Genomic DNA, 26,358 nt, shown 5'->3' with positions numbered 1-26,358 from the left:
AGGGAAATACCCGGCATATATGCCAGAAATCCCAGCATAATACTACAAAATATGAATTTTTCAAGGTACTATAGGTACAGGGCACAACTAATTATATAGTTTCGACCCCAACATCATTTTATAATATTATAATCGCCTGCTATACCTCCGGGAGTGCCTTTATTGCCATTGTTAGAAGATAAATTTCCATAATTGAAACAATTTTTGAAAAAAATATTAACAGGTTGATAATCGTTTACTATAGTATCAAAATCATCTCCACTGGTTGAAAAAATTTCGCCGGTAATTGTTCCAACAATACCTCCACTATAATTATTGTAGGAGAATGTCTGATTCTTTTCTACGGAAGAGACGGTTCCTTGATTGATACATTTATCCACAACAAGCCCTTTTAAGGAATAATTTGTCTCTATTTGTCCTACAATTCCTCCAGCTGCAACGATCCGGGCGCCTTTTTTGGTTAACTCCACATATAAGTTGCCATAATTGTTACATTTTATAATGTTAGCGTTTTCATTAAGTCCAATAATGCCGCCAATAACCTGATTATAAAGCTCATCATCATTTATAATGGAAGAAATATTCCCGTAATTGTTACATTTTTTAATTTGTCCATAATAATTCCATCCAATTATTCCTCCTGCCTGTATAAATGTACCATTTAAATTCATTCTGTTGGAACAACTATTTACATTGGAATGTATTCCATCGTTTATACCTGTGATTCCTCCGTATGATCCTAAATGGTATTCATTCATAATATCATCAGATTGAATAATAACGTTTCCTGTAGAAGAACAATTTATAATATCTGTATAATTAAAAGAACATATTCCTCCAAAAGAAAGAGATTGCTCTGAAAAAAAGGAGATATTCATATTTGCGGTGCAGTTGGAAATAATTCCATTGTTTTGTGTACATATTCCGCCTAATTCTCTTAGGGATACTATTTTTTTAGAGGTATGAAAATAGATATTTGAATGACATTTATCTATGTTCCCATTATTTATTATTGCTAATGGTGCATATTGTTTTTGCACAGATATTAATTGGTTTGATAGTGCTTCTAAACTAAGGTTTTTTACAACTCCTTGTGTGGAAATTGTATTAAATAAAGGTCTAACAAGATTTGAAATAGTATATCCATTTCCGTCAAGGATTCCACTGAAGGTTATATCACAAAAAGGAGATTCAGAGTTATCTGAATTAGTCATTATTAAGTTGTTGGTTAATATAAAATGGCCAGAAGGATGCTCTCTTATTATTTGCAAGTCTTCTACAGAAGATATTTCATAAATATAATCTTCAGCACTAATATCGTTATAGTTAAGAGTGGTTTTGTGATTGTCAAAATTATTTTTCCCTTTAAGAAAATAATCATAAGTGACTTTTCCGGCATCCCATGTAGCATCTAAATAATAATAGTTTCCTTCCAGCAGGACACTGTTCCAAGTATGTAATTCTTCGTTGGCTGTGCCATTAATGATTCTACAGTCAATCCCTTGTTCTAACAGTAAACGATATAATAAAAGGGAATATCCTTGACAAACAGCAGTATTATTTATGGCAGCAGCATAGGCAGTATGTTTCAATAAATATGATTCATCATTCATATTGTTATAATCATATTTGACATTTTTACAAATGTAATCATAAGTTGTTCTTATTTTTTCGTAATTAGAAGAGGAAGAGGATTCAAATGTTTTTTTCCAGTCATCCACAAAATTATCTACTGCTTCTTCATGTTGTGCAGTTGTATAATATGTAATTGCAAATGTTATTGTTAAGTTATACCAGTCGCCTTCTGATATAACTTGTGAAATTGTTCCGTTGTAGCCACCAATTTGGAATAAAATATAATCGCCTTCCTTAGGATTTCCAGTATATTTTAATGCCTCATCCATAACTTGCTTTATTAATTCTTGTGAAGGTGTTTCTTGTGTTTTGTATCCGACAACAATGGACTCTTTATGGGAAACTAATTGTTCTCGTATTCTGTTTCCTAATGCTGTTAAAGAGGAGTCATAGGTTTCTGTTGTCGAGTTTTTCGTTTCATCTATAGCTTTTAATTCTTTTTGAGAAATCTCATTTTCATAAATTGGATTAATTAGGGATATACTAAGGTTTTGTGATTCATTTGCCAGAGTTGGAATATGCCATTGATAGCTGATTCCTAGAATTATCATAAAAAGTGTTATTTTTAGCCATTTTTTTCTTTTCATATTTTAGTATGTCCTCCTTTTGGTTAGGCTGCTAAATTTTTTGCATAGTTATTTAATGATGGTGTTATTGTTGATAGGGGTACGTTATACTGACTATTCAGATAGAATGGAAGGAATAGGTTTTGTGGGAATACTGTTACTGTCATCAAACGGGTTAGTTGACAGACAAAAAAGGTTGGTGAATTATTTTCATAGATTTCTCCTTCATAACAAATTTATACATATTTATACATATTTTTTGTTGTATTTGCTTTTGTTTTGTACAATTATGCCATTTTCAGTAAGATAAAGTCAAGGGGAAAGTGTTTTATTACTCGTGTTTGTTTTATAAAAAACAAAAATATGGTGTGTGGACTATGAAAGTATGGAAATTACATAACTTCCAGAAAGTATGGAAATTACATAACTTCCCCTGTTTACAACCCCTTCGTTCTGTGTTATTCTATCTTAATTGTGAGGTGAAAGCTATGCCAGAGATTTATTTTGACAACGGGGCGACGACCCGCGCATTTCCGGAAGTAAGAGAACTCATGTCGGAAGTGCTTGATATAGAATATGGAAACCCTTCTTCCATGCATTTGAAGGGATATCACGCAGAACAGTATGTAAACAGGGCGAAGGAGGAGATTGCCAGAAGCCTCAAGGTGGAGCCGAAGGAGATTTATTTTACGTCCGGCGGCACGGAAGCCAACAATCTGGCGCTGATCGGAACGGCCATGGCCCATAAGAGAACAGGAAAGCACATCATCACTTCCTGCATCGAACATGCGTCTGTATATAATCCGCTCGGTTTTCTGGAGGAGGAAGGCTTTGAGGTGACTTATCTCCCTGTGGATGAAAAGGGGATTGTCAGTCTGGAGGCGCTGGAGAAAGCGCTGCGGCCGGATACATTTCTTGTGTCCATCATGTGTGTCAACAACGAGATTGGCGCGGTGGAGCCCATCGAAGAGATCGGGCGCATCGTGAAGAAATATAACCCGGAGATTCTGTTTCACACGGACTGCATTCAGGCTTACGGCAAGATGAAGCTTTTCCCTAAGAAGTGGAAGGTGGACATGCTGTCGGTCAGCGGCCATAAGATTCACGGCCCGAAGGGAATCGGTTTCCTTTATATTAAGGAAGGAACGAAGATTAAACCGATTATCTGGGGCGGCAACCAGCAGAAAGGGATGCGCTCCGGCACAGAAAATGTACCGGGTATCGCCGGCTTGGGAAAGGCGGCGGAGCTGATTTATAAAGACCATAAGGATAAGGTGACAAAGCTCCGGGAGATCAAAGACCATTTCCGGCAGCGGGTGATGGCGGAGATTCCGGATGTAAAGGATAATTCGGGAGAAGCGCCGCACATCGCCAGCATTACATTTCTTGGCGTGCGCAGCGAGGTGCTGCTCCATGCGCTGGAAGAGAAGGGAATCTATGTGTCGGCAGGTTCCGCCTGCTCTTCCAATAAGCCGGAAGTCAGCGGAACTCTCAGGGGTATTGGCCTTGACAAGAATCATTATGAATCTACCCTGCGTTTTTCTTTCTCCGTGTATAATACGGTGGAAGAGACGGATATCTGTGTGGATGCGCTTAAGGAGCTGCTGCCTGTGCTGCGGCGGTTTACGAGAAGATAAGAAGGAGATTACTATGGAATTTAAAGCATTTCTGATTAAATATGCAGAGATCGGCGTCAAGGGAAAGAACCGGTTCCGGTTTGAGGATGCGCTCATTCAGCAGATGCGCTACGCTCTGCAGCCGGTGGGAGAGTTCAGTATCCGCAAGGAATCGGGACGGATTTTTGTGGACGCCCTGGAAGAGTATGATTATGACGAGGCGGTGGAAGCACTGTCCCGGGTATTCGGCATCGCCGGCATCTGCCCGATCGTGGTGGAAGAGAATAAAGATTTTGACCATATCGCGGCGGTGGTCTGCGATTACGTGGGAGAGCGGTATGAGGACCGCACATTTTCCTTCAAGGTAAATGTACGGAGAGCCGATAAGAAATACCCGATCAAGTCCATGGACGTGGCGGCTCTTCTGGGAGAGAAGCTTTTGGAGCGGTACGAAGCGGACGGCCTGCATGTCAACGTGCGGGAACCGGATGTGCTGCTCACGGTGGAGATCCGGGATAAGGTGTACATTTATTCCGATGAGATTCCGGGACCGGGCGGCATGCCGGTGGGTACCGGCGGAAGAGCCATGCTGCTGCTTTCCGGCGGCATCGACAGTCCTGTGGCAGGCTACATGATCTCCAAGAGAGGTGTGAGCCTGGAGGCGACCTATTTCCATGCGCCGCCGTATACCAGCGAGAGAGCGAAACAGAAGGTGGTGGACCTGGCGAAGCTCATTGCACGCTATACGGGGCCAATCACCCTGCATATCGTAAACTTTACGGATATTCAGATGGCCATTTATGAGAAATGCCCGCACGATGAGCTGACCATTATCATGCGCCGTTATATGATGAAGATCGCAGAACACTTTGCGAAAGAGAGCGGCTGTCTTGCCCTGGTGACCGGCGAGAGCATCGGTCAGGTGGCAAGTCAGACCATGCAGAGTCTCTATGTGACCAACGAGGTCTGCGAGATGCCGGTGTTCCGTCCGTGTATCGGTATGGACAAGCAGGATATCGTGGAACTTTCAGAGCGCATCGGCACTTACGAGACGTCCATCCTGCCGTACGAGGACTGCTGTACTATCTTTGTGGCGAAGCATCCGGTGACAAAGCCGCGGCTTGACGTCATCAAGAAGTCCGAGAGGAAGCTTGACGATTGTATTGATGAGCTGTTAAAGACTGCCATAGAGACAGAAGAAGTGGTTAAGATTCACGCGCATTAATTATAATCAGATTTTTTGCCATGCATTACAGAACAGAAAAATCCCGGAGCGTTCTGGCTCCGGGATACTGTTTCCTGCGAAATCAGATATTTATTCTTCTGTAACGATGTACGGCTGAAGCTGTTCCATAATCTCGTCCATGTTGTCGGCATTATGAATATTTAAATCAATTGGTTTGGAAATATCCAGACTGAAGATACCCATGATGGACTTGGCGTCAATCACGTAACGGCCGGAAACTAAATCGAACTCAGCGTCAAATCGATTAATCACGTTCACAAATGTTTTAACCTTATCGATAGAATTTAAAGAGATTTTCACTGTTTTCATTGGACATATCCTCCTCAGGTTTTCTAAAAAAATTATTATATTAATAGTACCTTTTTCATGAAAAAAAGTCAATAGAAAGACAGGTTTAACAGGGGATATTTCAGCAGATTGACGGGGATTTTTTTGCTATGTCAAGGAGTGACAAAAGGGAGGCGATATATTGACAGAATCATTGAAGGCGGCGTTTCTGACTCTCGGCTGCAAAGTCAATCAGTATGAAACTGACGCCATGCGGGAGCTGCTGGAAGCGGCGGGATACGATATCGTTGATTTTAAAGAACGGGCGGATGTTTACATCATCAATACCTGCTCTGTGACCAATATGGCGGACAGAAAGAGCCGTCAGATGATTCATCGTGCCAGAAAGAAGAATCCCGATGCGGTTGTCGTAGCGGCAGGATGTTATGTGCAGGCGGCGGAGAATGAGTTGAAAGAAAAAGGAATCGCGGATGTGCTGATTGGCAATAATAAAAAGAAGGATATTGTCCGCATTCTTGAGGAATATTTCCAAAAAGGGGAGAAAACGGCGGAAGTACTCGATATTTCATGCACCAATGAATATGAATCCCTTACTATTCACAAGATAAGCGAGCATACAAGGGCATATATTAAAATACAGGACGGCTGTAATCAGTTTTGTTCCTACTGCATTATTCCTTACACGAGAGGGCGTATCCGCAGCAAACAGCTGGAGGATGTCATCCGGGAGATCCGGGCGCTGGCCCGGGAAGGCTACAAAGAGGTGGTCCTCACCGGTATTCATCTGAGTTCCTACGGTATGGATTTTCCGGAGGAAAACAGAACAGATCTGCTTGCAGTAATAGAAAATGTACAGGAAATAGATGGCATTGAGCGAATTCGTCTGGGATCTCTGGAACCAAGAATCATCACGGAAGAATTTGCGCAGGGCCTGAAAAAATGCAGCAAGGTCTGCCCTCATTTTCATCTGTCCTTGCAGAGCGGGTGCGATGAGACGCTGAAAAGAATGAACCGAAAGTATACCACAGAAGAATACAAAAAGGCACTTGCAATTCTTCGCGATACTTTTGAACATCCTGCGCTCACCACCGATGTGATCGTAGGTTTTGCCGGGGAGACGGAAGAAGAATTTGAAAAGACCCGGGCGTATCTGGAGGAGATCAATCTCTATGAAATGCATATTTTCAAATTTTCTGTGAGGAAGGGCACCCGTGCAGAGAGGATGCCTGGTCAGGTGCCGGAAGATGTCAAGACAAAGCGTTCGGCCGTGCTTCTTGCCATGACGGAAAGACACAAAAAAGACTTTGAACAATGGTATATTGGAAGAAAAGAGAAAGTTCTTCTGGAAGAAATGGTCGAGATCAATGGTACAAAATACATGCAGGGACATACGGAACGTTATGTGAAAGTTGTAGTGAACTTTGACGAAAATTCCGAAATTTTGCGACAAAATCATATTGTTGCTGTAAAAATTCAAGGTTTTTTGGATGAAAATTTACTGTATGGAAAAGTTTCGATTGAATTTTAACCGGACTCATAGTAGAATGATTTATGAGTGCAAATCTGTAAAAGGAGGTTAACATGGGTAGAAATAATACACAGTTTTTTCAGGTGGTCAAAGAACAGGAATATGACGTTGCGTCTATTTTAAAGGATGTTTATGAAGCCCTGAAAGAAAAAGGATATAATCCGATTAATCAGATCGTGGGTTATATTATGTCCGGAGACCCGACGTATATTACCAGTCATAAGAATGCCAGAAGCCTGATTATGAAAGTAGAACGAGACGAGATTCTGGAAGTTTTATTTGAGAACTATATTGATACTCAGTTGAAGTGATATGAAAGAACGATGGATGGGCCTGGACTTCGGGTCAAAGACTGTCGGCGTCGCAGTGAGCGATTCTCTGGGGATTACGGCCCAGGGCGTGGAGACGATCACCAGGAAGTCCGGTAAGAAACTGAGGCAGACACTGGCAAGAATTGAGGCATTGATAGAAGAATATCAGGTTGAAAAGATTGTGCTTGGATTACCAAAGAATATGAACAACACACTGGGCGAACGTGCGGATGAAACAGCAGCGTTTCGGGAAATGCTGGAACGTAGAACAGGATTAGAGGTCATATTATGGGATGAAAGGCTGACGACGATAGAGTCAGAACGTATTCTTATGAGCGGTGGAGTGAGAAGAGAGTATCGCAAGGAAAGGATTGACTGGATGGCGGCAGCACTCATTTTGCAAAGTTATATGGATTCCCATCCGGTTCCGGATAAACAGTGACAGGTCGGCAGAACGGAAGAGAGAGGTTGGAATGAAAAAATATGAGAGTATTCCATTTCTGACGGACGACGGTTTGGAAATCGAATTCTGCGTCATAGAACAGACCAGGATAAACGGAGTGAATTATCTTCTTGTATCCGATGATTTGGATGAGTCTGCGGGAGATGATGAGGAAGAGACTCTTGTTTATATTATGAAGGAGAGTGCCGAGGAAGATGGCATGAAGACCTACGAGATGGTGGAAGATGAGGCGGAACTTTCAGCGGTTTTCAAAATATTTGAACAGTTGATCGAAGATATGGATTTGGAGGCAGAATAACGAGTCTCCGGATGTGGCAGCAGGACCCGGAGATTATATTATAATGGAAAATAAAATATGGACTTTTGCTGCGGACACCGGACTGACTGGTTCGTTCTGCTTTTTTGAAAGAGATGTAGAACGGAGGTAGTAACTTGAAAGCAACGGGAAATCAGTCGGTAAAAATAATACCTCTCGGAGGATTAGAGCAGATTGGCATGAATATTACCGCATTTGAGTATGAAGACAGTATCATCGTGGTAGACTGCGGTCTGGCTTTTCCGGACGAAGAGATGTTAGGAATAGATTTAGTGATACCGGACATTACGTATTTGAAGGAGAATGCGTCAAAGGTGAAGGGGCTTGTCATCACCCATGGACATGAGGACCACATCGGCGCCATTCCCTATGCGTTAAAGCAACTGAACATGCCTGTCTATGCGACGAAGCTCACGATGGGCCTGATTGAAAATAAATTAAAAGAACATAATCTTTTAAGAAGTACCAGAAGAAAAGTTGTCAAGCACGGACAATCCATCAATCTGGGATGTTTTCGTATTGAATTTATAAAGACAAATCACAGTATCAGTGATGCGGCAGCGCTGGCAATCTATACTCCGGCTGGCATCATTGTACACACAGGAGATTTTAAGATTGACTACACGCCGGTTTTCGGCGACGCCATTGACCTGGGACGGTTTGCTGAGCTCGGGAAAAAAGGTGTGCTGGCGCTTATGTGCGAGAGCACCAACGTGGAGCGGGAAGGATATACGCCGTCAGAGAGGACGGTGGGAAGAACCCTCAACCACCTTTTTGATGAGAACAGCGGCCACAGAATTATTGTCGCGACTTTTGCGTCTAATGTGGACCGGGTACAGCAGATTATCAACTGTGCCTGTAAATACGGCAAAAAAGTAGTGGTGGAAGGAAGGAGTATGGTCAACACCATCTCCACCGCCGCAGAACTTGGATATATAAAGATTCCGGAAAACACCCTCATAGGCATTGAGGAGATGCGGAATTATGTAGACGAACAGATTGTACTCATCACAACAGGAAGTCAGGGAGAGACCATGGCGGCACTGAGCCGGATGGCAGCCTCTACCCACAGAAAGGTGTCGATCAAACCGGGAGACGTGATCATTTTCAGCTCCCATCCGATACCGGGCAATGAGAAGGCCGTATCCAAGGTAATGAATGAACTGGCCAAAAAGGGCGCCAGCGTCATTTTCCAGGATACTCACGTATCAGGACACGCCTGCCAGGAAGAGATCAAGCTTCTTTATACCCTGACAAAGCCAAAGTATTCCATTCCGATCCATGGGGAGTACCGTCATTTAAAAAGACATAAAGATCTGGCTGTGGAGATGGGTATTCCAAAAGAAAATGTCATCATTCTTCAGTCGGGAGATGTACTTTCCATTTCAGAAGAAAAGGCAGCTGTAGTCGGCAGAGTGCCTGCGCAGGGCATTCTGGTGGATGGACTGGGTGTTGGAGATGTCGGCAACATTGTGCTGCGTGACAGACAGCATTTGTCGCAGAATGGTCTGTTTATCGTGGTAGTGACACTGGATCGTTACAACAATATGCTGCTGGCCGGCCCGGATATTGTATCCAGAGGCTTTGTCTATGTGAGAGAGAATGAGCAGCTCATGGAGGCGGCAAGGAATGTCGTGAGAGATACGCTTGATCATTGCAGCAAGAAAAATATAACGGACTGGTCTCGGATAAAGACAGCTATCCGGGATGATCTCGGAGATTTCATCTGGAAGAAGATGAAGAGAAGTCCGATGATTCTTCCGATTATCATGGAGGTGTAAAGGCACAGACCCATGGGAACAGAAGAAAAAGACAAGGGAACATTTTCGGAATTGACAGAAATTCTGGATAAGACCAAAGATTTGACAGTCCTTTTGAAAGAGACAGAGAGCTATCGGAATTACTGTCAGAGCCTTGAGAAGCTGAAAGCACGGCCGGAGCTCTATAAAGAGCTGAACGGATTCAGAAGAAAGAATCTTGAGCTGCAGGTACAGGATGATGCCGCAGATTACGATGATAAGACAGAAGAGCTGCAGAAGCAGTATAAGAATATCCTCATGGAGTCCGTGGTCATGGATTTTCTGAGTTCGGAACAGGCAGTGTGCAGGATGCTTCGGGAGGTTTATGATGTGCTGTACGGTGCGATAGACCTTGATATATCTTATATGGAAGAAGAATAGAGAAACCATGCAGAAGGAATCCGGTCGATGTACCGGAAGCATGGCGGCCGGCTGACTGCCGGCGATGCAAAGGACAAAAAGGAAAAGATACGGGAAGGAGCTGATATTATGGCGAACAAAGTCATTCGGATTATAGTGAAGACCTTATTCTACATTTTTATTGGGCTCCTTCTTGTCTATTTGTTTGTGCAGATGCGGCAGATCGGGTATCAGATTTTTTCTGACAGGGCGAAGGACAGCCCGGAGGTGGCAAAGGAGATGGTTCTTACGGTAACGGAAGATGAATCTCTGATGGAGATTGGACGTGATCTGGCCGGCAAGGATATCATTGAGAATGCCTATATTTTTGCGGCAGCCCTCAGGTGTTCTGAAGGGTATCAAAATATCCAGCCGGGTGAATATGTGATAAACTCTGCCCAGAGGCCGTCAGAGATACTTGCCACGCTGACGCATATAGGAGAGCAGGAGGAAGAGTGATGGACAGAGAACGTGTCCTGGATTTTATCCGTTCTTTCAGTGTGGACAGAGGTTCAGACAGCTTAAAGGCCATTGAGGCAGAGGCTGTCAGGGATCGAGTTCCTGTAATTCGGAGAGAGACCCGGGAGTTACTGAAAATATTATTGCAGATGAAAAAACCGGAGAAGATTCTAGAAGTTGGCGCAGCCATAGGATTTTCTTCGGTTTTTATGGGTGAAAATACTTCTCCCGCCACAAAAATTACCACCATAGAGAATTATCCGCCGCGCATAGAGCGGGCGAAGGCCAATATTGCCATGGCGGGAATGGAGGAACGGATCACGCTCCTGGAAGGAGATGCTGCCCGGTGGCTCAAAGAGCTTGACGGCAGCTATGATTTTATTTTTATGGATGCCGCAAAAGGGCAATATATCCATTTCCTTCCGGATGTGCTGCGGCTGCTGCCGCAGGGCGGCGTTCTCGTCTCGGATAATGTGCTCCAGGACGGGGATATTTTTGAATCCAGATATGGAATCCGCAGAAGGAACCATACTATCCACAGCCGGATGCGGGAATATTTGTTTGCTCTGACGCATAATGATACATTGGACACCGTCATACTGGAGACAGGAGACGGTATGACCATCAGTGTGAAGAAGTGATCTGCCATAGTTTGGCAGTAAGAAAAAGTTACACAGTGATACAGCGGACTGCCTTTGCGGCAGTGGACTGAAAACGGAGGATAACATGAGAGATACAGAATTACTGATACCTGCAAGCAGCCTGGAAGTGTTAAAGGCCGCCGTCCTGTACGGGGCAGACGCGGTATACATCGGAGGAGAAATGTACGGGCTGCGGGCAAAGGCTAAGAATTTTCCAAAAGAGGATATGGCCGAGGGGATTCGATTTGCCCATAGCCGGGGGGTAAAAGTATATATCACCGCAAATATTGTGGCACATAACGAGGATCTGGAAGGAATCCGGGAGTATTTCACGGAATTAAGAGAGATGGAGCCAGACGCCCTTATTATCTCTGATCCGGGTGTGTTTACTATCGCCAGAGAGGTTTGTCCGGAGATCGAGGTGCATATCAGCACCCAGGCCAACAGCACCAACTACGCCACGTATAATTTCTGGTATGCGCAGGGTGCCAGCCGCGTGGTGGCGGCGAGAGAGCTGTCCCTCAGGGAGCTCGGAGAGATCCGGGCTCACATTCCGGAAGATATGGAGATCGAGGCATTTGTTCACGGTGCCATGTGTATTTCACATTCCGGAAGATGCCTGCTCAGTAATTATTTTACGGGGCGTAACGCCAACATGGGCGCCTGTACTCATCCATGCCGCTGGAAATATTACGTCATGGAGGAGAGTCGTCCGGGAGAGTTTCTGCCGGTAGAAGAAAATGAAAGAGGAACTTATATTTTTAATTCCAAGGACTTGTGCATGATCGAACACGTGCCGAATCTCATTGAGGCGGGTGTGGACAGTTTTAAGATTGAAGGGAGAATGAAGACGGCCCTTTATGTGGCGGCGGTGACAAGAACTTACCGGAGAGCCATCGACGATTACCGTAAGTCGCCGGAGCTCTACCGTCAGAATCTTGATTACTACCGAGAAGAGATTGCCAAATGCACCTACCGGCAGTTTACTACAGGATTCTATTACGGAAAGACCGACGAGAACGCCCAGATATACGACGCCAACACCTACATCAAGGAATATACCTACATCGGTATCGTTCAGGAGACAGATGAGAGAGGTTTTGTAAAAATATATCAGAGAAATAAATTTTCTGTCGGGGAAGAGATTGAGATCATGCTTCCGGATGGGACAAACCTGCAGCGGAGGGTTCTGGCTCTGGAGGATGAGAACCGACAGCCGGTGGAATCCGCTCCGCATCCAAAGCAGGAGATATGGATTGATTTCGGCGAACCGCTGGCAGAAGGCTGGCTGCTGCGGCGGAAAGAGTAACTGCCGGAGTGCGGACTGCCGGCAGAAAATGAACAGAAAATGTGGAACAGTGTCCATCCTGTGCGGCATATACTGATAAGGAACACGGGTTTCGGAGCTTTACATGCGGTCATTCAAAAAGCCTTTGAAGGCAGAAGAAGAGAGAAAGTATCTGAAAATGTACCGTGATGGAGATGAGACAGCGAAAGAAAAGCTGATTGAACATAATCTGAGACTGGTAGCGCATATCGTGAAGAAATATAACTCTCAGGACCGGGACCTGGATGATTTGATTTCAATCGGAACGATCGGCCTCATAAAGGCTGTCAATACCTTTGATGAAAAGAAAGGCGGCCGGCTGGTAACCTACGCCGCAAGATGCATAGAAAATGAATTGCTGATGATGCTCCGGCAGGAAAAGAAACTGCTGCGGGAAGTATCCCTTTACGAACCCATAGGCACCGATCAGGAAGGTAACCACATCAGCTTCATGGATATTATATGCACCGATGAAGAGACGTTGATTGAACAGTTCATTCATCGGCATTATCTTTGTCATCTGAGTGAGATGGTGGAGCAGCTCTCTGATGACAGGGAAAAAGAGATCATCATAAAACGCTACGGACTGCAGGGGGGCGAGCCACTTACTCAGAAAGAGGTGGCAGCGGAGCTGGGAATTTCCCGCTCTTATGTGAGCCGCATTGAAAAACGAGCATTGGAAAAGCTGAAAGTTTGTTACGAGGAACGAATGTGAGAGGAGAAAACCATGTTTGAATCACTATATCCTGACAAATACCTAAAATCTACCTATGCAATTGATTTTGAGCAGTTATACGACCAGGGATTTCGGGGAATCCTTTTTGATATTGATAATACTCTCGTTCCGCACGGAGCGCCGGCAGATGAACGGGCCAAAGAATTGTTCCGAAAGCTTCATGCTATGGGATTTAACACCTGTCTCATATCCAATAATAAGGAGCCGCGGGTAAAAAGTTTTTGTGAGAAGGTAAACTCTCCGTATATTTACAAAGCTGGAAAACCGCTGCCGAAAGGGTATCTGGGAGGTATCCGTAAAATGGGGACGACGAAGGAAACAACTCTTTTTGTGGGAGACCAGATATTTACTGATATTCTTGGTGCAAAGCGCGCCGGATTGTACACTATACTGGTGAGTCCGATTCACCCGAAAGAGGAGATTCAGATTGTTCTCAAACGATATCTGGAAAAAATCGTTCTTCATTTCTATTTTAGAACTGTTAAGAAAAAAAGAGTTGAAAAATAGGGTCTTTTATTATAAAATGAGGTGTAAGAATGATTTAGTACAGTTGTAAGGAGGATTTCAGATATGATTTCTGCAGGCGATTTTAAGAACGGCTTGACCATTGAAGTAGAAGGAAATGTATATCAGATTGTTGAATTTCAGCATGTAAAACCTGGCAAGGGAGCTGCTTTCGTAAGAACCAAGATGAAAAATATTAAGAACGGCGGTGTTGTTGAGAAGACTTTCCGTCCGACAGAGAAGTTTCCACAGGCGCATATCGAGAGAAAAGAGATGCAGTATTTATATACAGATGGCGACTTATATTATTTCATGGATGGAGAGACATTCGATCAGATTGGCCTCAATCAGGATGCCATCGGAGATGCTCTGAAGTTTGTCCGTGAGAACGACAATGTAACAATGGTTTCCCATAACGGTGAGATTTTTGCAGTGGAACCGCCGATGTTCGTGGAGCTGGAAGTTACAGAGTGCGAGCCTGGAGAGAAGGGCAATACGGCAACCGGAGCAACCAAACCATGTACCGTAGAGACTGGCGCAGTCGTATACGTACCGCTCTTTGTTAACCTTGGTGACAAGTTAAAGATTGATACAAGAACCGGAGAATACTTATCAAGAGTATAATTTTTTACATGTAAAGAGAAAAACATACAGGCGAAAATCAATCCTTGATTTTCGCTTTTTCATTTCACGGGAAACCATGTTCCTGTGAAATAGAAATGGGAAATATGAGGGAAATTATACAGAAGAAACAGAAGGAACAGTGATATGTTCAGGAGGTTAATATGAAAAAAGGAATAACAAGATATTTACAGTATGCTGTGGTACTGGCAGTCGTTGTGATTCTGCTGTGCGGGATTTTTGCCATTGTAAAAAGGCTGACAGGTACTTCTTCCACAGATAATTTAAGCGCAGGCGGTTCCGACAAGAAGACGGAACAAAACATAAACGAGGAAGCGGACAACAGCGTGCCTATCACAGATCTGTCCGTAGGCGCGCCAGCTGCCACTATTCGTGTGGGTGAGACTATGCAGCTGGATATATCTTTTGCACCAAAGAACGCCACGAATACAAAACTGAAATGGAGCTGCAGTGAAGAGGGACTGGTCTCCGTATCGGATGACGGCGTCCTGACGCCGGCAGAGGACAGTGCGAACCACACGGTTGAGGTGACGGCGGAGACCACAGATGGCTCTGGGCTTTCCACAACTTTTGAGCTGCGGATTTATCCGGCCATCGACCCGTCCAAGCCTATGGTGGCCATCACCATGGACGACGGCCCGAATCCGGATACAACTAATAAGATTCTGGATGTTTTTGAGAAGAATTATGCAAAGGCAACTTTCTTCTGTCTGGGACAGAATGCGGAATATTATCCGGAAACAGTACAGAGAGAATATCAGCTGGGTATGGAAGTGGGAACCCACACTCAGAGTCATAAACAGCTTACAAAGCTGTCTGCGTCCGAATTGACCACGGAGATCCAGGAATCTGTGGACGCTATCAAAAATGCTACCGGCGTGGCGCCGACACTGATGCGGCCTCCGTATGGAGCTATTGACAGCACGGTTCTTGCTGAGGCAAAGAAGCAGGGGCTCTGCGCAGTGAACTGGTCGCTGGATACAGAAGACTGGAAGACCAAAAATGCGGACGATACTTATAAGATGGTGATGAAAGCTGTGGATGGCGATGTGGTTCTTTTACACGATATCCATGAGTATAACATCAATGCTGTGGAGCGTTTTGTACCTGATCTGATTGCAGAGGGGTATCAGCTGGTTACGGTTTCTGAGATGTATGAGGCCAGAGGCGAGACACTGGATCCGGGAACTATCCACTATCGCACAGACCCGACCACAGAAGTCTCCGCAGAGACCACTGCGGCCGGAGATGAAGACGGTGCAGCGTCCGGCACAACAGCCGCGGGTACCTCAGCGAGCACAACAGCTGCAACAGAATAATAAAGTTCAGAGACCTTCGGAAACAGACTTTTCCGGAGGTCTTGTTGTATTTATTATAGCTACTATCACGGAGGACGCGCACGGAAGTGGAGGGAAATATATATGAAAGAAAAGAAACTGTCGGCAGAAAAAAATGAAGCCGGGCGAAGCAATGTAGAAAAGAGCAATACAGAAAAAAAGCGGGGACGTTATCACAATGATTACAGTCCCCGCTATCAGGCGCCCTATGACATTTATGAAAAGGCGAAGCTTCATATGAAGAAACGCAGAAAAGAAGAGAAGATCAATCCTTCTGTTTCTGCTGAAACAAAAACATGGACAGAGACGACAGAATGATTATTCCATATCCGATGAAACTCAGATAGTCCGGAATCTGTCCCAGGAAAACAAAGCCCAGCATTGTGGAAAAAATAATCTGTGAGTAATCGTAGATGGAAATGTCCCTCGCCGGTGCGTAAGTATACGCCGCTGTGATGGTGAATTGTCCGCCGCTGGCAAACAAGCCTGCAAGGAGCAGGCATCCAAACTGAGCAAAGCTCATTGGATGAAAATCAAAAATCAGATAAGGCAGTGTTACCAGGCAGGAAAAGGCTGAAAAAAAGAGGACGATAAACGGCCCCTTTACACCGTGAGTTCCTAGAATCCGCACATAAGTGTAGGCGATACCGGCGCCCAGCCCGCCCAAAAGTCCGATGAAAGCCGGCAGCGATGTGGTAAACATCCCCATACCCGGTTTGATTATAAACAAACTGCCGATGAAGGCCGTTATGACGCAGCCCGCCGCGAATGGGTGTACCTTTTCCTTCAATAAAATAAAAGAAAACAGAATGGCAAAAAACGGCGACAGTTTATTTAGAATCGAGGCGTCTGCCAGCATCAGATGGTCGATGGCGTAGTAATTACACAGGATACCCATGGTTCCAAAAATCGAGCGCAGCAAAAGCGGCTTCAGCGCACCCTTCGGAACTCTGATGGGCGTATGACTTCTCTTAAGCGCAATAAATGCAAAAAACACCGCTACAAAATTCCGGAAAAAACTCTTCTCAATGGACGGCAGATCTCCTGCAAACCGCACCATCATATTCATCAGTGCGAAGCAGAAAGCCGAACAGATGATCAACAAAATCCCTTTATTCTTCTGACTCATAAAATCTCTTCCTTTTTGTAAAATAATTTTTGTCTTCCTGTATTATATGCATTTCTCTGAAGCGTTGCAAGGGGAAGGAGTCTGTCTTTGCTGCGCAAAACTTGTTTTTTTGCGATATAATTTATCATTATTTTAAGCGGGAATACGTCATTTTGTTTTCTTACATGCAAGTATCATAAAAAGCTTGTTATTATGGTTAATGTTTGTTAATATGTACTACATAGAAAAAGTACGAAATGCGTTGCGATGAATATGGAAAGGAGGATTATAAATATGAAAAAAGCGGTAAACTATATTGTTTTGGTAAATCTGTTATTTATCGTATTGAATGTGGCAGAGCTCATTTATGCTGGATATTTTCGTGATGAATATAATGTAACGGGAGAATATACGGTTTTAAATTCTGTCTTGTGGATTTTGTTGGCCCTGGCTCTGATATCTTTTACGGAATCATGTATCTGCATTCTTAAAAGAAGAGGAGAAGAAAAGAAGATTTTCTTTACTGTTGTGGGTGTAGGACTAACGACAGTACTTCTTTTTGTGAATATTTTTTATGTGAATTACGCATATGGACAGATAAGGAGGTATAGGCCGGAAACTGTGGTTTCTGATGACTCGGCAGGTAATTCTGCTGATTCTGGTTCTGCAAAAGCAGATGGAGAGAAGAAAAATGTTATCCTTGATATATCATCTTATTTTGAATTTGCCTACAGGTGCAGGACGGTAGAAGAATTGAAAGAACATGCCAGTGCGGTTTTAATGGGAACGGTTATGGAGGAACAGCCATGGGTAGATAATGATGCCACCATCGGTACTGATTATACAGTCCAGGTTGATAAATGTTATCTGGGCGGACTGGATGCAGATAGTACGATTACTATCAGTACCCTTGGCGGATATGTTCCGGCAAAAGAATATTTTGACAAACAAGATGATCCAAAAGCAGAGCCGTATAGAAAGGAAATGGAAGAAAATCCTGATAATGCTTATGTTCGTTTTCTGTGTGATGGAGCTTGGCTGCCGGAAGTGGGAAAAAAATACATCTGGTTTGTGGAAGTTTTGCAGGAACAGGGAAAAACGATTTATACTCCGGTCAATGTATATGAAGGGATTTATGAAATAAAAAATAATTCAGTTGAGCGTTTTGCTCCTGCGTCTATGGAAATAATGCCTGATGGAACGGCGGGCATTCCTGAGAATATAATGACATTTTCGCGAATGGAACAAGAAATAGATAAATAAGCAAAGAAAGCGCCCTTGGTTTTTGAAAATACTTTAGTAAAATAAAAAATGTTGCTCGAATTATAATAAAAAAACACAAAAAACTTAAAAAAATTCTGTTGAAATTAAAAGTGAGACATGATAATATAATAATACTAATATACCGTAATACGAAGAGAGGGAACATATTTGAGAACAAGATTAAGTCAGACAGAGCATGAGATTATGGAATTTTTCTGGGACGCACAGAAAGAATACGATTTTAAAGAATTAATGCAGCATTTTAATGAAGAAGGCGGTAAAGAGTGGAAAAAGCAGACTCTCAATACATTTTTAAGCCGCCTTTTGGATAAGGGACTGCTGGAACGGCGGATGGAAGGAAGAAAAGCCTATTACCGTTACCGGCTGGACCAGAAGCAGTACGAGCAGGAGAAGGCGAAAGAAGTGCTGGAGAACGGATACGACGGTAAAATCTCCCACTTTATCGCGGCGTTGACCGGAAACGACAGCATCTCAGACGCTGACGAGCAGGAACTGATGGAATATATTCAGAAAATGTGACAAGGCATGAAAAATCTCTTATGATTCTGTGGGATTGGCAGAATTATAGGAGATTTTTTTGAAGAAGGAAGAAGAAATGAAATTAAAAAAGGTGTTTTCTTTAAAACGGATTTTGTTATTTAGCATATTTCTCATCCTGGGTAGTTTTATACAAAAATCTTCACCGGTTATACATCCTGCTATGTGCTGTGGTTGTCAATCTCCTGCTTTCTTTTAGAAATTGGAAACAATTAATAAAATCGTAAGAGATTGTTTTCGTTTTTGTGATAAAGCTCCTACTGATTAATGCTATACTTTCAGTATTAGCACACTGTCGTATCTGTATTGTTTTGTAAAAGAAGGCAGTACGCTGAAATTATTTTGTACGAAAGAGAGAAAAAGTATGGCGTTGCAGATGGCAATGACCCTGGCCGGTACCTTTCCGGTGCTAGGTTATCTGTTTTTAAAGAAAATGTACGGGGAGAAAATCAGGGCGCAGTATTACATGTATATGCTTCGGCTGGGCGTCCTGTTTTTTCTATGTCCGTTTCAGTATTTTAAGTTTCAGTTTCTCCCGATTGCATGGACAGAGATTTTTGATATCCAGCTCTACTGGGATGTGCTGATGAAGAAGCTGTTTGGGTACTCTTTTGTGAGTATTCCCTCCGGGGATGGATATTATTACATCATCTCGGAGAAGTATTTCTATCTGTGGATTCTCTGGTTTGTGATTGTGGCGGTGGCTTTGCTGATTTATTTGTTCTGGTATCTGTATATGAAGTGGAAGATTATGCGACACAGCGTAGAGATAGAAGTCAGTGCACAGGAAGTCGGGGGACAGGCAGACGCGGAACGGGAAGTTTCAGCAAATGGCGCGCCTGTGCAAGGCAGGAAGAATCGACATTGGCAGCGGAGACGGACAGTCAAAATATATGAAAATGACAAGGTGAGCGGCCCCTGTACCATCGGTTGGCTGTGTCCCGGCATCCTGCTTCCTGACCGCGAATATGAGGAATCGGAGATGGAATGGATCCGTCTTCACGAGATGACGCACATTCGGCACAGAGACATTTTCTGGAAGCTGCTGTGCATCCTTGTCTGTATTCTTCACTGGTATAATCCGTTTGCCTGGATATTGCTTTTTCAATACGGAAAAATGAGTGAATATTACTGTGATGAGTGGTGCGCAGAAGGCAGGAGCATGGAGGAGAAAAAGGATTACGCCATGTTCCTCGTGCGGGAAGCGGTGGATAAAAAAGCCGGCGCGCCTGTCAATTATCTGTCAGAGAAAGGAAAGAAAATGAAGGAAAGAATCCGTTTTATATTATCCGGAGGAAAAAAGAAAGGGACGGCGGTCCTGGCCGTCGGTGTTCTGTCCTTCTGTCTGAGCGGTCTGTCGGTGTTTGCCTATATGCCGCCATACGGCGATCTGGATCCAATGGAAAAAAATGGATATTACCTCAATGAATTTGAGATGGAAGAAATGGAGTTGGATACCGATCTTAATTACGATTTCAGTCAGAGCGACGTGCTGTATTTTGATGAAGATGGAAATCCGGTTTCAGACGTGGAAGAAGGAAATGTGCAGCCATACGCAGATTGCAGACACAGCAGAACAGAAAAATACAAGAAGGTGAAACATATCCGACTGGATAACGGAGGCTGTAAGGTGAAAGAGATGGAACTTACAAAATGTAAAAACTGCGGCGCAATCGTGAAAAAAGAAGTCCTGTCCGTGACGAAGCGGAAGAAATGTCTGCATTAAATTTTCTTTTTGATATGAAAAAACAGTCGGCCTGGTATTGTCCGGCCTGTGATGTGATTACGATTGGCTGTAAATATACAGAATAAAGAGAAGGAAGGATTGCCTGGTCCTTCCTTTTTCTTTTGCGCGGAAGTCTCACAAAATGGAAAAATAAAGATATAATGAGAAAATAAGAGAAAAATAGAGTAAATTTAATATATTTTAAATTATACGGAAAAATAGAGATATTCAAAGTTTGCAATTATAAACAAAAGAAACTATTATAAGTATCAGTAATTAGCACTCGTTGAAATTGAGTGCTAACAATCAAAAAGATAACAATATAGGATTTTTTATAGGAGGCATTATTATGAAGTTAGTACCATTAGCGGACAGAGTAGTATTAAAACAGCTTGAAGCTGAGACAAAGACAAAAACTGGTATTATTCTTACCAGCTCTGCGCAGGAGAAGCCGCAGGAAGCAGAAGTTGTCGCTGTTGGCCCTGGAACAGATGATGTGAAGATGGAAGTATCCGTTGGACAGAAAGTTATCTATTCTAAATATGCTGGAACTAACGTAAAGATGGGTGAAGAAGAATATATCATCGTGAAACAGAGTGATATTCTGGCAGTGGTGGAATATTAATTTGATGGAATGAGATGTAAAGTGTAAGACTAGGAGGAATGATTACTATGGCAAAAGAGATTAAATATGGCGTTGATGCCAGAAAAGCTTTAGAAGCAGGTGTAAATCAGTTAGCAGATACCGTAAGAGTTACATTAGGACCAAAAGGACGTAATGTTGTATTGGATAAAAGCTTCGGCGCTCCGTTGATCACCAACGACGGTGTGACCATCGCAAAAGACATTGAGCTGGAAGATGCGTTCGAGAACATGGGCGCACAGATTGTAAAAGAAGTTGCCACAAAGACAAACGACGTGGCCGGTGACGGTACAACAACCGCTACTGTTCTTGCACAGGCTATGATCAATGCCGGTATGAAGAACCTGGCAGCAGGCGCTAACCCGATCATCTTAAGAAAAGGTATGAAGAAAGCGACAGACGCAGCTGTGGAAGCTATCAGCAAAATGAGCCAGCAGGTTGGCGGAAAAGAGCAGATCGCAAAAGTTGCTGCAATCTCCGCAGGAGATGAGGAAGTAGGACAGTTAGTAGCTGACGCTATGGATAAAGTTTCCAAAGACGGCGTTATCACCATCGAGGAATCCAAGACTATGCTCACAGAGCTTGACCTGGTAGAAGGTATGCAGTTCGACCGTGGATACATTTCCGCATACATGGCAACTGATATGGAGAAAATGGTTGCTGAACTGGAAGATCCATATATCCTGATCACAGACAAGAAGATCAGCAACATCCAGGAAATCCTTCCATTATTAGAGCAGATCGTACAGAGCGGCGCAAAACTCCTGATCATCGCTGAAGATATCGAGGGCGAGGCTCTGACAACATTAATTGTAAATAAATTAAGAGGAACCTTCTCCGTTGTCGGCGTAAAGGCTCCTGGTTACGGCGACAGAAGAAAAGCAATGCTTGAGGATATCGCTATCCTGACAGGCGGTACCGTGATTTCCGAGGAAGTTGGTCTGGAACTGAAAGACGCAACAATGGATATGCTCGGACGTGCAAAATCCGTTAAAGTTGAAAAAGAAAACACAGTGATCGTTGACGGTATGGGCGACAAAGATGCTATCCAGGCAAGAATCGGCCAGATCAAGAGTCAGATCGAAACTACAACTTCTGACTTCGATAAAGAAAAATTACAGGAAAGACTGGCTAAATTATCCGGCGGCGTAGCTGTTATCCGTGTAGGTGCTGCTACAGAGACAGAGATGAAAGAAGCAAAACTTCGTCTGGAAGATGCTCTTGCAGCCACAAAAGCTGCCGTTGAGGAAGGTATCATCGCAGGTGGCGGATCTGCTTACATCCACGCAGCCAAATCCGTAAAGGAGATGACAAAAGACTTATCCGGTGATGAGAAGACAGGCGCTGAAATTGTTCTCAAAGCGCTGGAAGCTCCTCTGTATCACATCGCAGCCAATGCAGGCCTGGAAGGCTCCGTGATCATTAATAAAGTTTATGAGAGCGAAGTAGGCACAGGCTTCGACGCTCTGACAGAAAGCTATGTTGATATGATCCAGTCCGGTATCATCGACCCGGCTAAGGTTACAAGAAGTGCTCTGCAGAACGCAACAAGCGTTGCTTCTACCTTATTGACTACCGAGTCTGTTGTAGCAGATATCAAAGAAGAAAATCCGGCAGCAGGAATGCCTGCAGGCGGCGGAATGGGTATGATGTAATAAGAAAGCCCCGGACAGCGGCTGGGATAACACCACATACGAATAGAAATATACAGATGACAGGAGATGCGCGGCCACGCCACGTGTCCCCTGTCATTTTTTGTTACGCAAATGTTCCTCCTCCACAGGTGGTTGCGTTTGTATGGGAAAATTGGTAAAATGAGAACAGGACGGCAGAGATGCTGCCGGCGTATCTGAATGAATGAAATAAGACAGGGAGGGAAGAAAATGATTGTAAAGCAGGTTACAGTTCGTGTGGAAAATAGAGAGGGCAAATTAAAAGAAGTGATGGATATTCTGGGAAAGGAAAATATCAACGTGGAAGCTTTAAGTATGGCGGACACTGTGACCCGGCTGATTCTTCCGGATCCGGAGCGTGTGGCGGAGATTCTGAGAAGGCACAAATATCAGGTGGAGCTTACAGACGTGCTGCGGATAAGGATTCCTTCCCGGGCGGGAGCGCTCTCCAACATGTTGGTGGCATTTGCCGGAGAGGGAATTAATCTGGAGTATATGTATGCTTTCGCTACAGGAAAAGGAGATGAGATGATTCTTCGTCCATCAGATGTGGAGAAGGCAGACAGACTTCTGAAAGAATATGTGGAGGATTAGGAAAAGGATGGATATGAAAAAAAGTCTGGTGATACTATGTCTGGCAGCGCTGCTGCCTTTATCCGGCTGTGGTACGGTTCAGGAGATTATGGCTTCGGAAGAAATGACCATTAATACCACAGAGGAACTGTACCAACAGGTGGGTAAGGCCTTGAAAGAGGGAAAAAAAGAGGTTGCATTTGTGACAGAAGATTTGTCACAGGAAGATTTGAATCTGCTTAATCAGGAACACGATGGTTTTTACGGCAGTGTGACTCAATATGAGATTAAAACGGTGAAAATGCTCGACCGCTCTTATGTGACATTGTCCTGTGACATCAGTGATAATTACTATGTGAAAGAGGCGCTTCTCAATGGCAGTGAAATTCCGCAGGAGCGCCGGGAAGCGGCAGAGCTCAGGGAGGTTTGTGAAGAGATACTGGCGGTTATTTCTGAGGAAAAATCTGCCTATAAAAAAGAAAAGAAGATTCATGATTATCTGGTGGAAAATGTGGCTTACGGATATCCGGAAGGAGTAGAATCAGAAGACAGCAACGCTTATAATGCCTATGGCGCCCTCGTACAGGGAAAGGCTGTTTGTAATGGTTATGCCCAGGCTATGAAGCTGCTCTGCGATCTGGGCGGCGTAGAATGTGAACTGATTACCGGTACGGCAGACGGGGAGAATCATGCCTGGAATCTGATTCGTCTGGATGATGATGCCTGGTATCATGTGGATGTGACCTGGGATGATCCGGAGCCGGACGATCCGGAGCGGCTGCTGTATTCTTATTTTAATCTCAATGACACGCAGATGGCCCAGAGCCATGTGTGGGAGGCGGCAGATTTTGTGCCGGCAGAGGGAACAAAGTATCAATATTACAGGAAGAATGATCTGTACTGCGAGGATATGGACGCTTTTAAAGAGAAATGCGCTGAAATATTTGACGAAGATGCTCCGGATCATTTTCAGGTTTTGGTTGGCGATTATGAAGAAAATCGTTACTCGGAGCAGAATCTGCAGTTTATTTTTGAATACAGCGGTGCAAGATATATTCATCTGCAGACTATAGGAGAAAAGCCATACACTACATTATATTTTACACTGGAGTATTGATATATCGCTGAAAAATAAACGATACAGTACATTGCTGAAAGATAAATCGGAAAGGATTATGTAATATATGGAAGATTTTTTTAGAGAACTGGAGGAAAGCCTGCGGGGAGAAGTGCCTGAGAGTGAGATCAGAGATTCTCTCAACTATTATCGCCAGTATTTTGCAGAGCAGAAAGCTATGGGGTACAGCGAAAATGAGATTATAGAATCGCTGGGAAGTCCGAGACTTATCGCCAGATCTATCATTGATGCCCGGGAGGCCGTCAGCGGCCAGGATGCTTATGGCGGCGGTCAGGCAGATTACTACGACGGTGGAGCGGCGGGCAGCTATAACAGTGGCCAGGGTGGATATTATGGCAGCGGACAGGACGGCGGAACAGATCCGGATGGATACTATGATGCCCGAGAAGGAAGATACCGCAGTTATGAGGACGACCGGACAAACATACAGATAAAGAAGATCGGCGGCCTGAAGCTGGTGTTCGGAATAATTCTTGTGTTGATTGTTCTTGCGCTGCTGATTCGGGTGTTGCTGCCGGTGGTAGTCGTGCTCATTCCGGTGCTTTTGATCCTGCGGCTGATCCGGGGCAGCCGATGACGAATCTGCGGGGAAGCTGTAACAGAGATTGTTGGCGGCGGTCGGTGAAATATAACAGAGAGATTGACACATAAAGAAGGGATTTTGTATGCTGGATATAAAACGAGCAGAAAAAGAGACGGAAGAAAGACAGGAAGAATACAGCCGGCTCCGGCAGGAGTTTCACCGGATTCCGGAGCTGGGATTTGAAGAGGTGGAAACCACGGAACGAATCTGCCGGTATCTTTGCAAATTGGGACTTGTTCCGCATCGTTTGCATCCAACAGGAGTTTTTGCTTATATCGGACCGGAAAAAGCATTTACCATCGCTCTCCGCGCAGATATCGACGGACTTCCAGTGGAGGAAGAGACAGGAGTCGATTTTTCATCTGTTTATCCTGGCAGAATGCATGCCTGTGGTCACGACGGGCATATAGCCGGGCTTCTCGGCGCGGCGGCCTTGCTGAAAGAGCAGGAGGATACTCTCTCCGTCCGGGTAAAGCTGATCTTTCAGCCGTCAGAAGAAAATACGCAGGGCGCAGCGCATATTATTGCGCAAGGCGTTTTAAATGATGTGAATATTATTTTTGGTCTGCACCTCTTTTCGGACAGAAAGACAGGAGAGATTTCTGTTGAAGAAGGGCCGCGGATGGCGCAGACCGACCGGTTTTCTATTGTCTTTGAAGGGAGAGGCGGCCATGCGGGCAAACCTCATCAGTGCGTGGATGCCACGGTGATGGCGGCGGAATTCGTGGTCAGTGTCCAGAGTATTGTATCCAGAGAAATAGATCCGGCGGAGGGCGCGGTGGTGACCATTGGCTCGTTCCATTCCGGCAGTCAGTATAATGTCATCTCCGGACGGGCAGAGATTGAAGGGACATGCCGAAGCTTCCGGGAGGAAACGGCGCTTCATCTGAAACAGGCGGTGGAAGCGAGGGCGGAGCATATCGCCGCCTGCTATGGCGGGAAGGCGAGTGTTGACTATCATTATGGAGCGCATCCGCCTCTTTGCAACGATGCCCGTCTTACAGAATGCATTGCCGCCGAGGCAGAACAACTTCTCGGCAGGGAACTGTGTCACATGCCGCCGCTGATGCTGGGAGAAGACTTTTCCTGGTATCAGACAAAGGTGCCGGGAGTCTTTGCATTTGTGGGCTGCGGAGATCCGGCGGCAAAGGAATATTTTCCAAATCACCATCCCTGCTTTGATATTGACGAGAGAGCGCTGCGAGACGCCGTGCTTTTACATCTGGCGGCTGTGCGGGCAGCGGAGAAATATACAGATGCATAAAATGTAACGATAGTTG

The 26,358-nt window shown here is 44.4% G+C and carries 28 protein-coding genes; 25 read left to right on the top strand and 3 right to left on the bottom strand.

Features of this window, described 5'->3' with window-relative positions:
* Positions 1-113: 113 nt before the first annotated feature.
* On the bottom strand, positions 114-2,222 hold the full coding sequence (locus tag B5F87_RS07505) for a transglutaminase domain-containing protein (protein WP_087279112.1): 2,109 nt from the start codon (positions 2,220-2,222) through the stop codon (positions 114-116).
* A 467-nt stretch (positions 2,223-2,689) separates the two neighbouring features.
* On the opposite strand from B5F87_RS07505, the gene B5F87_RS07500 reads away from it, so the two are divergent.
* Together B5F87_RS07500 and thiI are read left to right on the top strand one after the other, a co-directional pair.
* On the top strand, positions 2,690-3,838 hold the full coding sequence (locus tag B5F87_RS07500) for a cysteine desulfurase family protein (protein ID WP_087279109.1): 1,149 nt from the start codon (positions 2,690-2,692) through the stop codon (positions 3,836-3,838).
* Between the two features lie 13 nt (positions 3,839-3,851).
* Complete coding sequence (gene thiI, locus B5F87_RS07495; RefSeq protein WP_087279106.1) at positions 3,852-5,042, top strand: tRNA uracil 4-sulfurtransferase ThiI; 1,191 nt, start codon at positions 3,852-3,854, stop codon at positions 5,040-5,042.
* A gap of 90 nt (positions 5,043-5,132) precedes the next feature.
* Here thiI and B5F87_RS07490 read toward each other — a convergent pair whose 3' ends face one another.
* Positions 5,133-5,372, bottom strand: a complete 240-nt coding sequence (locus B5F87_RS07490) for an HPr family phosphocarrier protein (protein WP_087279104.1) — start codon at positions 5,370-5,372, stop codon at positions 5,133-5,135.
* Between the two features lie 160 nt (positions 5,373-5,532).
* Between B5F87_RS07490 and mtaB the strand changes: the two genes are divergently transcribed.
* The 14 genes from mtaB (at position 5,533) to B5F87_RS07420 (ending at position 16,131) form a co-directional block, all read left to right on the top strand.
* Complete coding sequence (gene mtaB / locus B5F87_RS07485) at positions 5,533-6,879, top strand: tRNA (N(6)-L-threonylcarbamoyladenosine(37)-C(2))-methylthiotransferase MtaB (protein ID WP_275532333.1); 1,347 nt, start codon at positions 5,533-5,535, stop codon at positions 6,877-6,879.
* 53 nt (positions 6,880-6,932) lie between these two features.
* Positions 6,933-7,190, top strand: a complete 258-nt coding sequence (locus B5F87_RS07480) for an IreB family regulatory phosphoprotein (protein ID WP_087279101.1) — start codon at positions 6,933-6,935, stop codon at positions 7,188-7,190.
* A gap of 1 nt (position 7,191) precedes the next feature.
* On the top strand, positions 7,192-7,632 hold the full coding sequence (gene ruvX, locus B5F87_RS07475) for a Holliday junction resolvase RuvX (RefSeq protein ID WP_087279098.1): 441 nt from the start codon (positions 7,192-7,194) through the stop codon (positions 7,630-7,632).
* Between the two features lie 31 nt (positions 7,633-7,663).
* Positions 7,664-7,951: a DUF1292 domain-containing protein gene (locus tag B5F87_RS07470; RefSeq protein ID WP_087279095.1), complete on the top strand. Its 288-nt coding sequence runs from the start codon at positions 7,664-7,666 to the stop codon at positions 7,949-7,951.
* 134 nt (positions 7,952-8,085) lie between these two features.
* The gene (locus tag B5F87_RS07465) at positions 8,086-9,750 is read left to right on the top strand and encodes a ribonuclease J (RefSeq protein ID WP_087279092.1); all 1,665 of its coding nucleotides are present in this window, start codon (positions 8,086-8,088) and stop codon (positions 9,748-9,750) included.
* A gap of 12 nt (positions 9,751-9,762) precedes the next feature.
* Positions 9,763-10,149: a YlbF family regulator gene (locus tag B5F87_RS07460; protein ID WP_087279089.1), complete on the top strand. Its 387-nt coding sequence runs from the start codon at positions 9,763-9,765 to the stop codon at positions 10,147-10,149.
* A gap of 27 nt (positions 10,150-10,176) precedes the next feature.
* Entirely contained in the window at positions 10,177-10,626 is a 450-nt protein-coding gene (locus tag B5F87_RS07455) for an endolytic transglycosylase MltG (protein ID WP_087279086.1), read from the top strand.
* Entirely contained in the window at positions 10,626-11,267 is a 642-nt protein-coding gene (locus tag B5F87_RS07450) for an O-methyltransferase (RefSeq protein WP_087279084.1), read from the top strand. Before B5F87_RS07455 ends, B5F87_RS07450 begins: the two co-directional genes overlap by 1 nt.
* An 85-nt stretch (positions 11,268-11,352) precedes the next feature.
* The gene (locus B5F87_RS07445) at positions 11,353-12,576 is read left to right on the top strand and encodes a U32 family peptidase (protein ID WP_087279081.1); all 1,224 of its coding nucleotides are present in this window, start codon (positions 11,353-11,355) and stop codon (positions 12,574-12,576) included.
* Between the two features lie 103 nt (positions 12,577-12,679).
* Positions 12,680-13,309 (top strand): RNA polymerase sporulation sigma factor SigK, encoded by a 630-nt coding sequence (sigK, locus tag B5F87_RS07440; protein WP_087279078.1) that lies wholly within the window; start codon positions 12,680-12,682, stop codon positions 13,307-13,309.
* A gap of 12 nt (positions 13,310-13,321) precedes the next feature.
* Positions 13,322-13,837, top strand: coding sequence for a YqeG family HAD IIIA-type phosphatase (locus tag B5F87_RS07435; protein ID WP_087279076.1), 516 nt, complete (start codon positions 13,322-13,324; stop codon positions 13,835-13,837).
* Between the two features lie 63 nt (positions 13,838-13,900).
* Positions 13,901-14,458: an elongation factor P gene (gene efp, locus B5F87_RS07430; RefSeq protein WP_087279073.1), complete on the top strand. Its 558-nt coding sequence runs from the start codon at positions 13,901-13,903 to the stop codon at positions 14,456-14,458.
* Positions 14,459-14,619: 161 nt separating this feature from the next.
* Positions 14,620-15,795 carry a polysaccharide deacetylase family protein gene (locus B5F87_RS07425; RefSeq protein WP_087279070.1) on the top strand — a complete coding sequence of 392 codons (1,176 nt, stop codon included), beginning with the start codon at positions 14,620-14,622 and terminating at the stop codon, positions 15,793-15,795.
* 102 nt (positions 15,796-15,897) lie between these two features.
* Positions 15,898-16,131 (top strand): hypothetical protein, encoded by a 234-nt coding sequence (locus B5F87_RS07420; RefSeq protein ID WP_087279067.1) that lies wholly within the window; start codon positions 15,898-15,900, stop codon positions 16,129-16,131.
* On the opposite strand, the gene B5F87_RS07415 is transcribed toward B5F87_RS07420, so the two are convergent.
* Positions 16,079-16,942, bottom strand: coding sequence for a DMT family transporter (locus tag B5F87_RS07415; RefSeq protein WP_087279064.1), 864 nt, complete (start codon positions 16,940-16,942; stop codon positions 16,079-16,081). The two genes, B5F87_RS07420 and B5F87_RS07415, sit on opposite strands and share 53 nt — an antisense overlap.
* Before the next feature lie 273 nt (positions 16,943-17,215).
* Here B5F87_RS07415 and B5F87_RS07410 point away from each other — a divergent pair, with 273 nt between their 5' ends.
* The 9 genes from B5F87_RS07410 (at position 17,216) to B5F87_RS07370 (ending at position 26,342) form a co-directional block, all read left to right on the top strand.
* Complete coding sequence (locus tag B5F87_RS07410) at positions 17,216-18,184, top strand: hypothetical protein (RefSeq protein WP_087279061.1); 969 nt, start codon at positions 17,216-17,218, stop codon at positions 18,182-18,184.
* Between the two features lie 168 nt (positions 18,185-18,352).
* Positions 18,353-18,724 (top strand): BlaI/MecI/CopY family transcriptional regulator, encoded by a 372-nt coding sequence (locus tag B5F87_RS07405; RefSeq protein WP_087279058.1) that lies wholly within the window; start codon positions 18,353-18,355, stop codon positions 18,722-18,724.
* Positions 18,725-19,106: 382 nt separating this feature from the next.
* Positions 19,107-20,468: a M56 family metallopeptidase gene (locus B5F87_RS07400; protein WP_087279055.1), complete on the top strand. Its 1,362-nt coding sequence runs from the start codon at positions 19,107-19,109 to the stop codon at positions 20,466-20,468.
* A gap of 349 nt (positions 20,469-20,817) precedes the next feature.
* Positions 20,818-21,093: a co-chaperone GroES gene (locus tag B5F87_RS07395; RefSeq protein WP_087279052.1), complete on the top strand. Its 276-nt coding sequence runs from the start codon at positions 20,818-20,820 to the stop codon at positions 21,091-21,093.
* A 47-nt stretch (positions 21,094-21,140) separates the two neighbouring features.
* Entirely contained in the window at positions 21,141-22,766 is a 1,626-nt protein-coding gene (gene groL, locus B5F87_RS07390) for a chaperonin GroEL (RefSeq protein ID WP_087279049.1), read from the top strand.
* A 228-nt stretch (positions 22,767-22,994) separates the two neighbouring features.
* The gene (locus tag B5F87_RS07385) at positions 22,995-23,378 is read left to right on the top strand and encodes a hypothetical protein (RefSeq protein ID WP_087279046.1); all 384 of its coding nucleotides are present in this window, start codon (positions 22,995-22,997) and stop codon (positions 23,376-23,378) included.
* A 7-nt stretch (positions 23,379-23,385) separates the two neighbouring features.
* Positions 23,386-24,474: a transglutaminase domain-containing protein gene (locus tag B5F87_RS07380; protein WP_158096989.1), complete on the top strand. Its 1,089-nt coding sequence runs from the start codon at positions 23,386-23,388 to the stop codon at positions 24,472-24,474.
* 67 nt (positions 24,475-24,541) lie between these two features.
* Positions 24,542-25,072, top strand: coding sequence for a DUF1700 domain-containing protein (locus B5F87_RS07375; RefSeq protein ID WP_087279040.1), 531 nt, complete (start codon positions 24,542-24,544; stop codon positions 25,070-25,072).
* A gap of 88 nt (positions 25,073-25,160) precedes the next feature.
* Entirely contained in the window at positions 25,161-26,342 is a 1,182-nt protein-coding gene (locus B5F87_RS07370) for an amidohydrolase (protein ID WP_087279038.1), read from the top strand.
* Positions 26,343-26,358 lie beyond the last annotated feature (16 nt).

It is taken from the genome of Eubacterium sp. An3 (assembly GCF_002159465.1).
In the GTDB taxonomy this organism is placed as follows: Bacteria; Bacillota; Clostridia; order Lachnospirales; family Lachnospiraceae; genus Anaerobutyricum; species Anaerobutyricum stercoris.
This window is presented reverse-complemented; position numbering and strand designations above follow the sequence as displayed.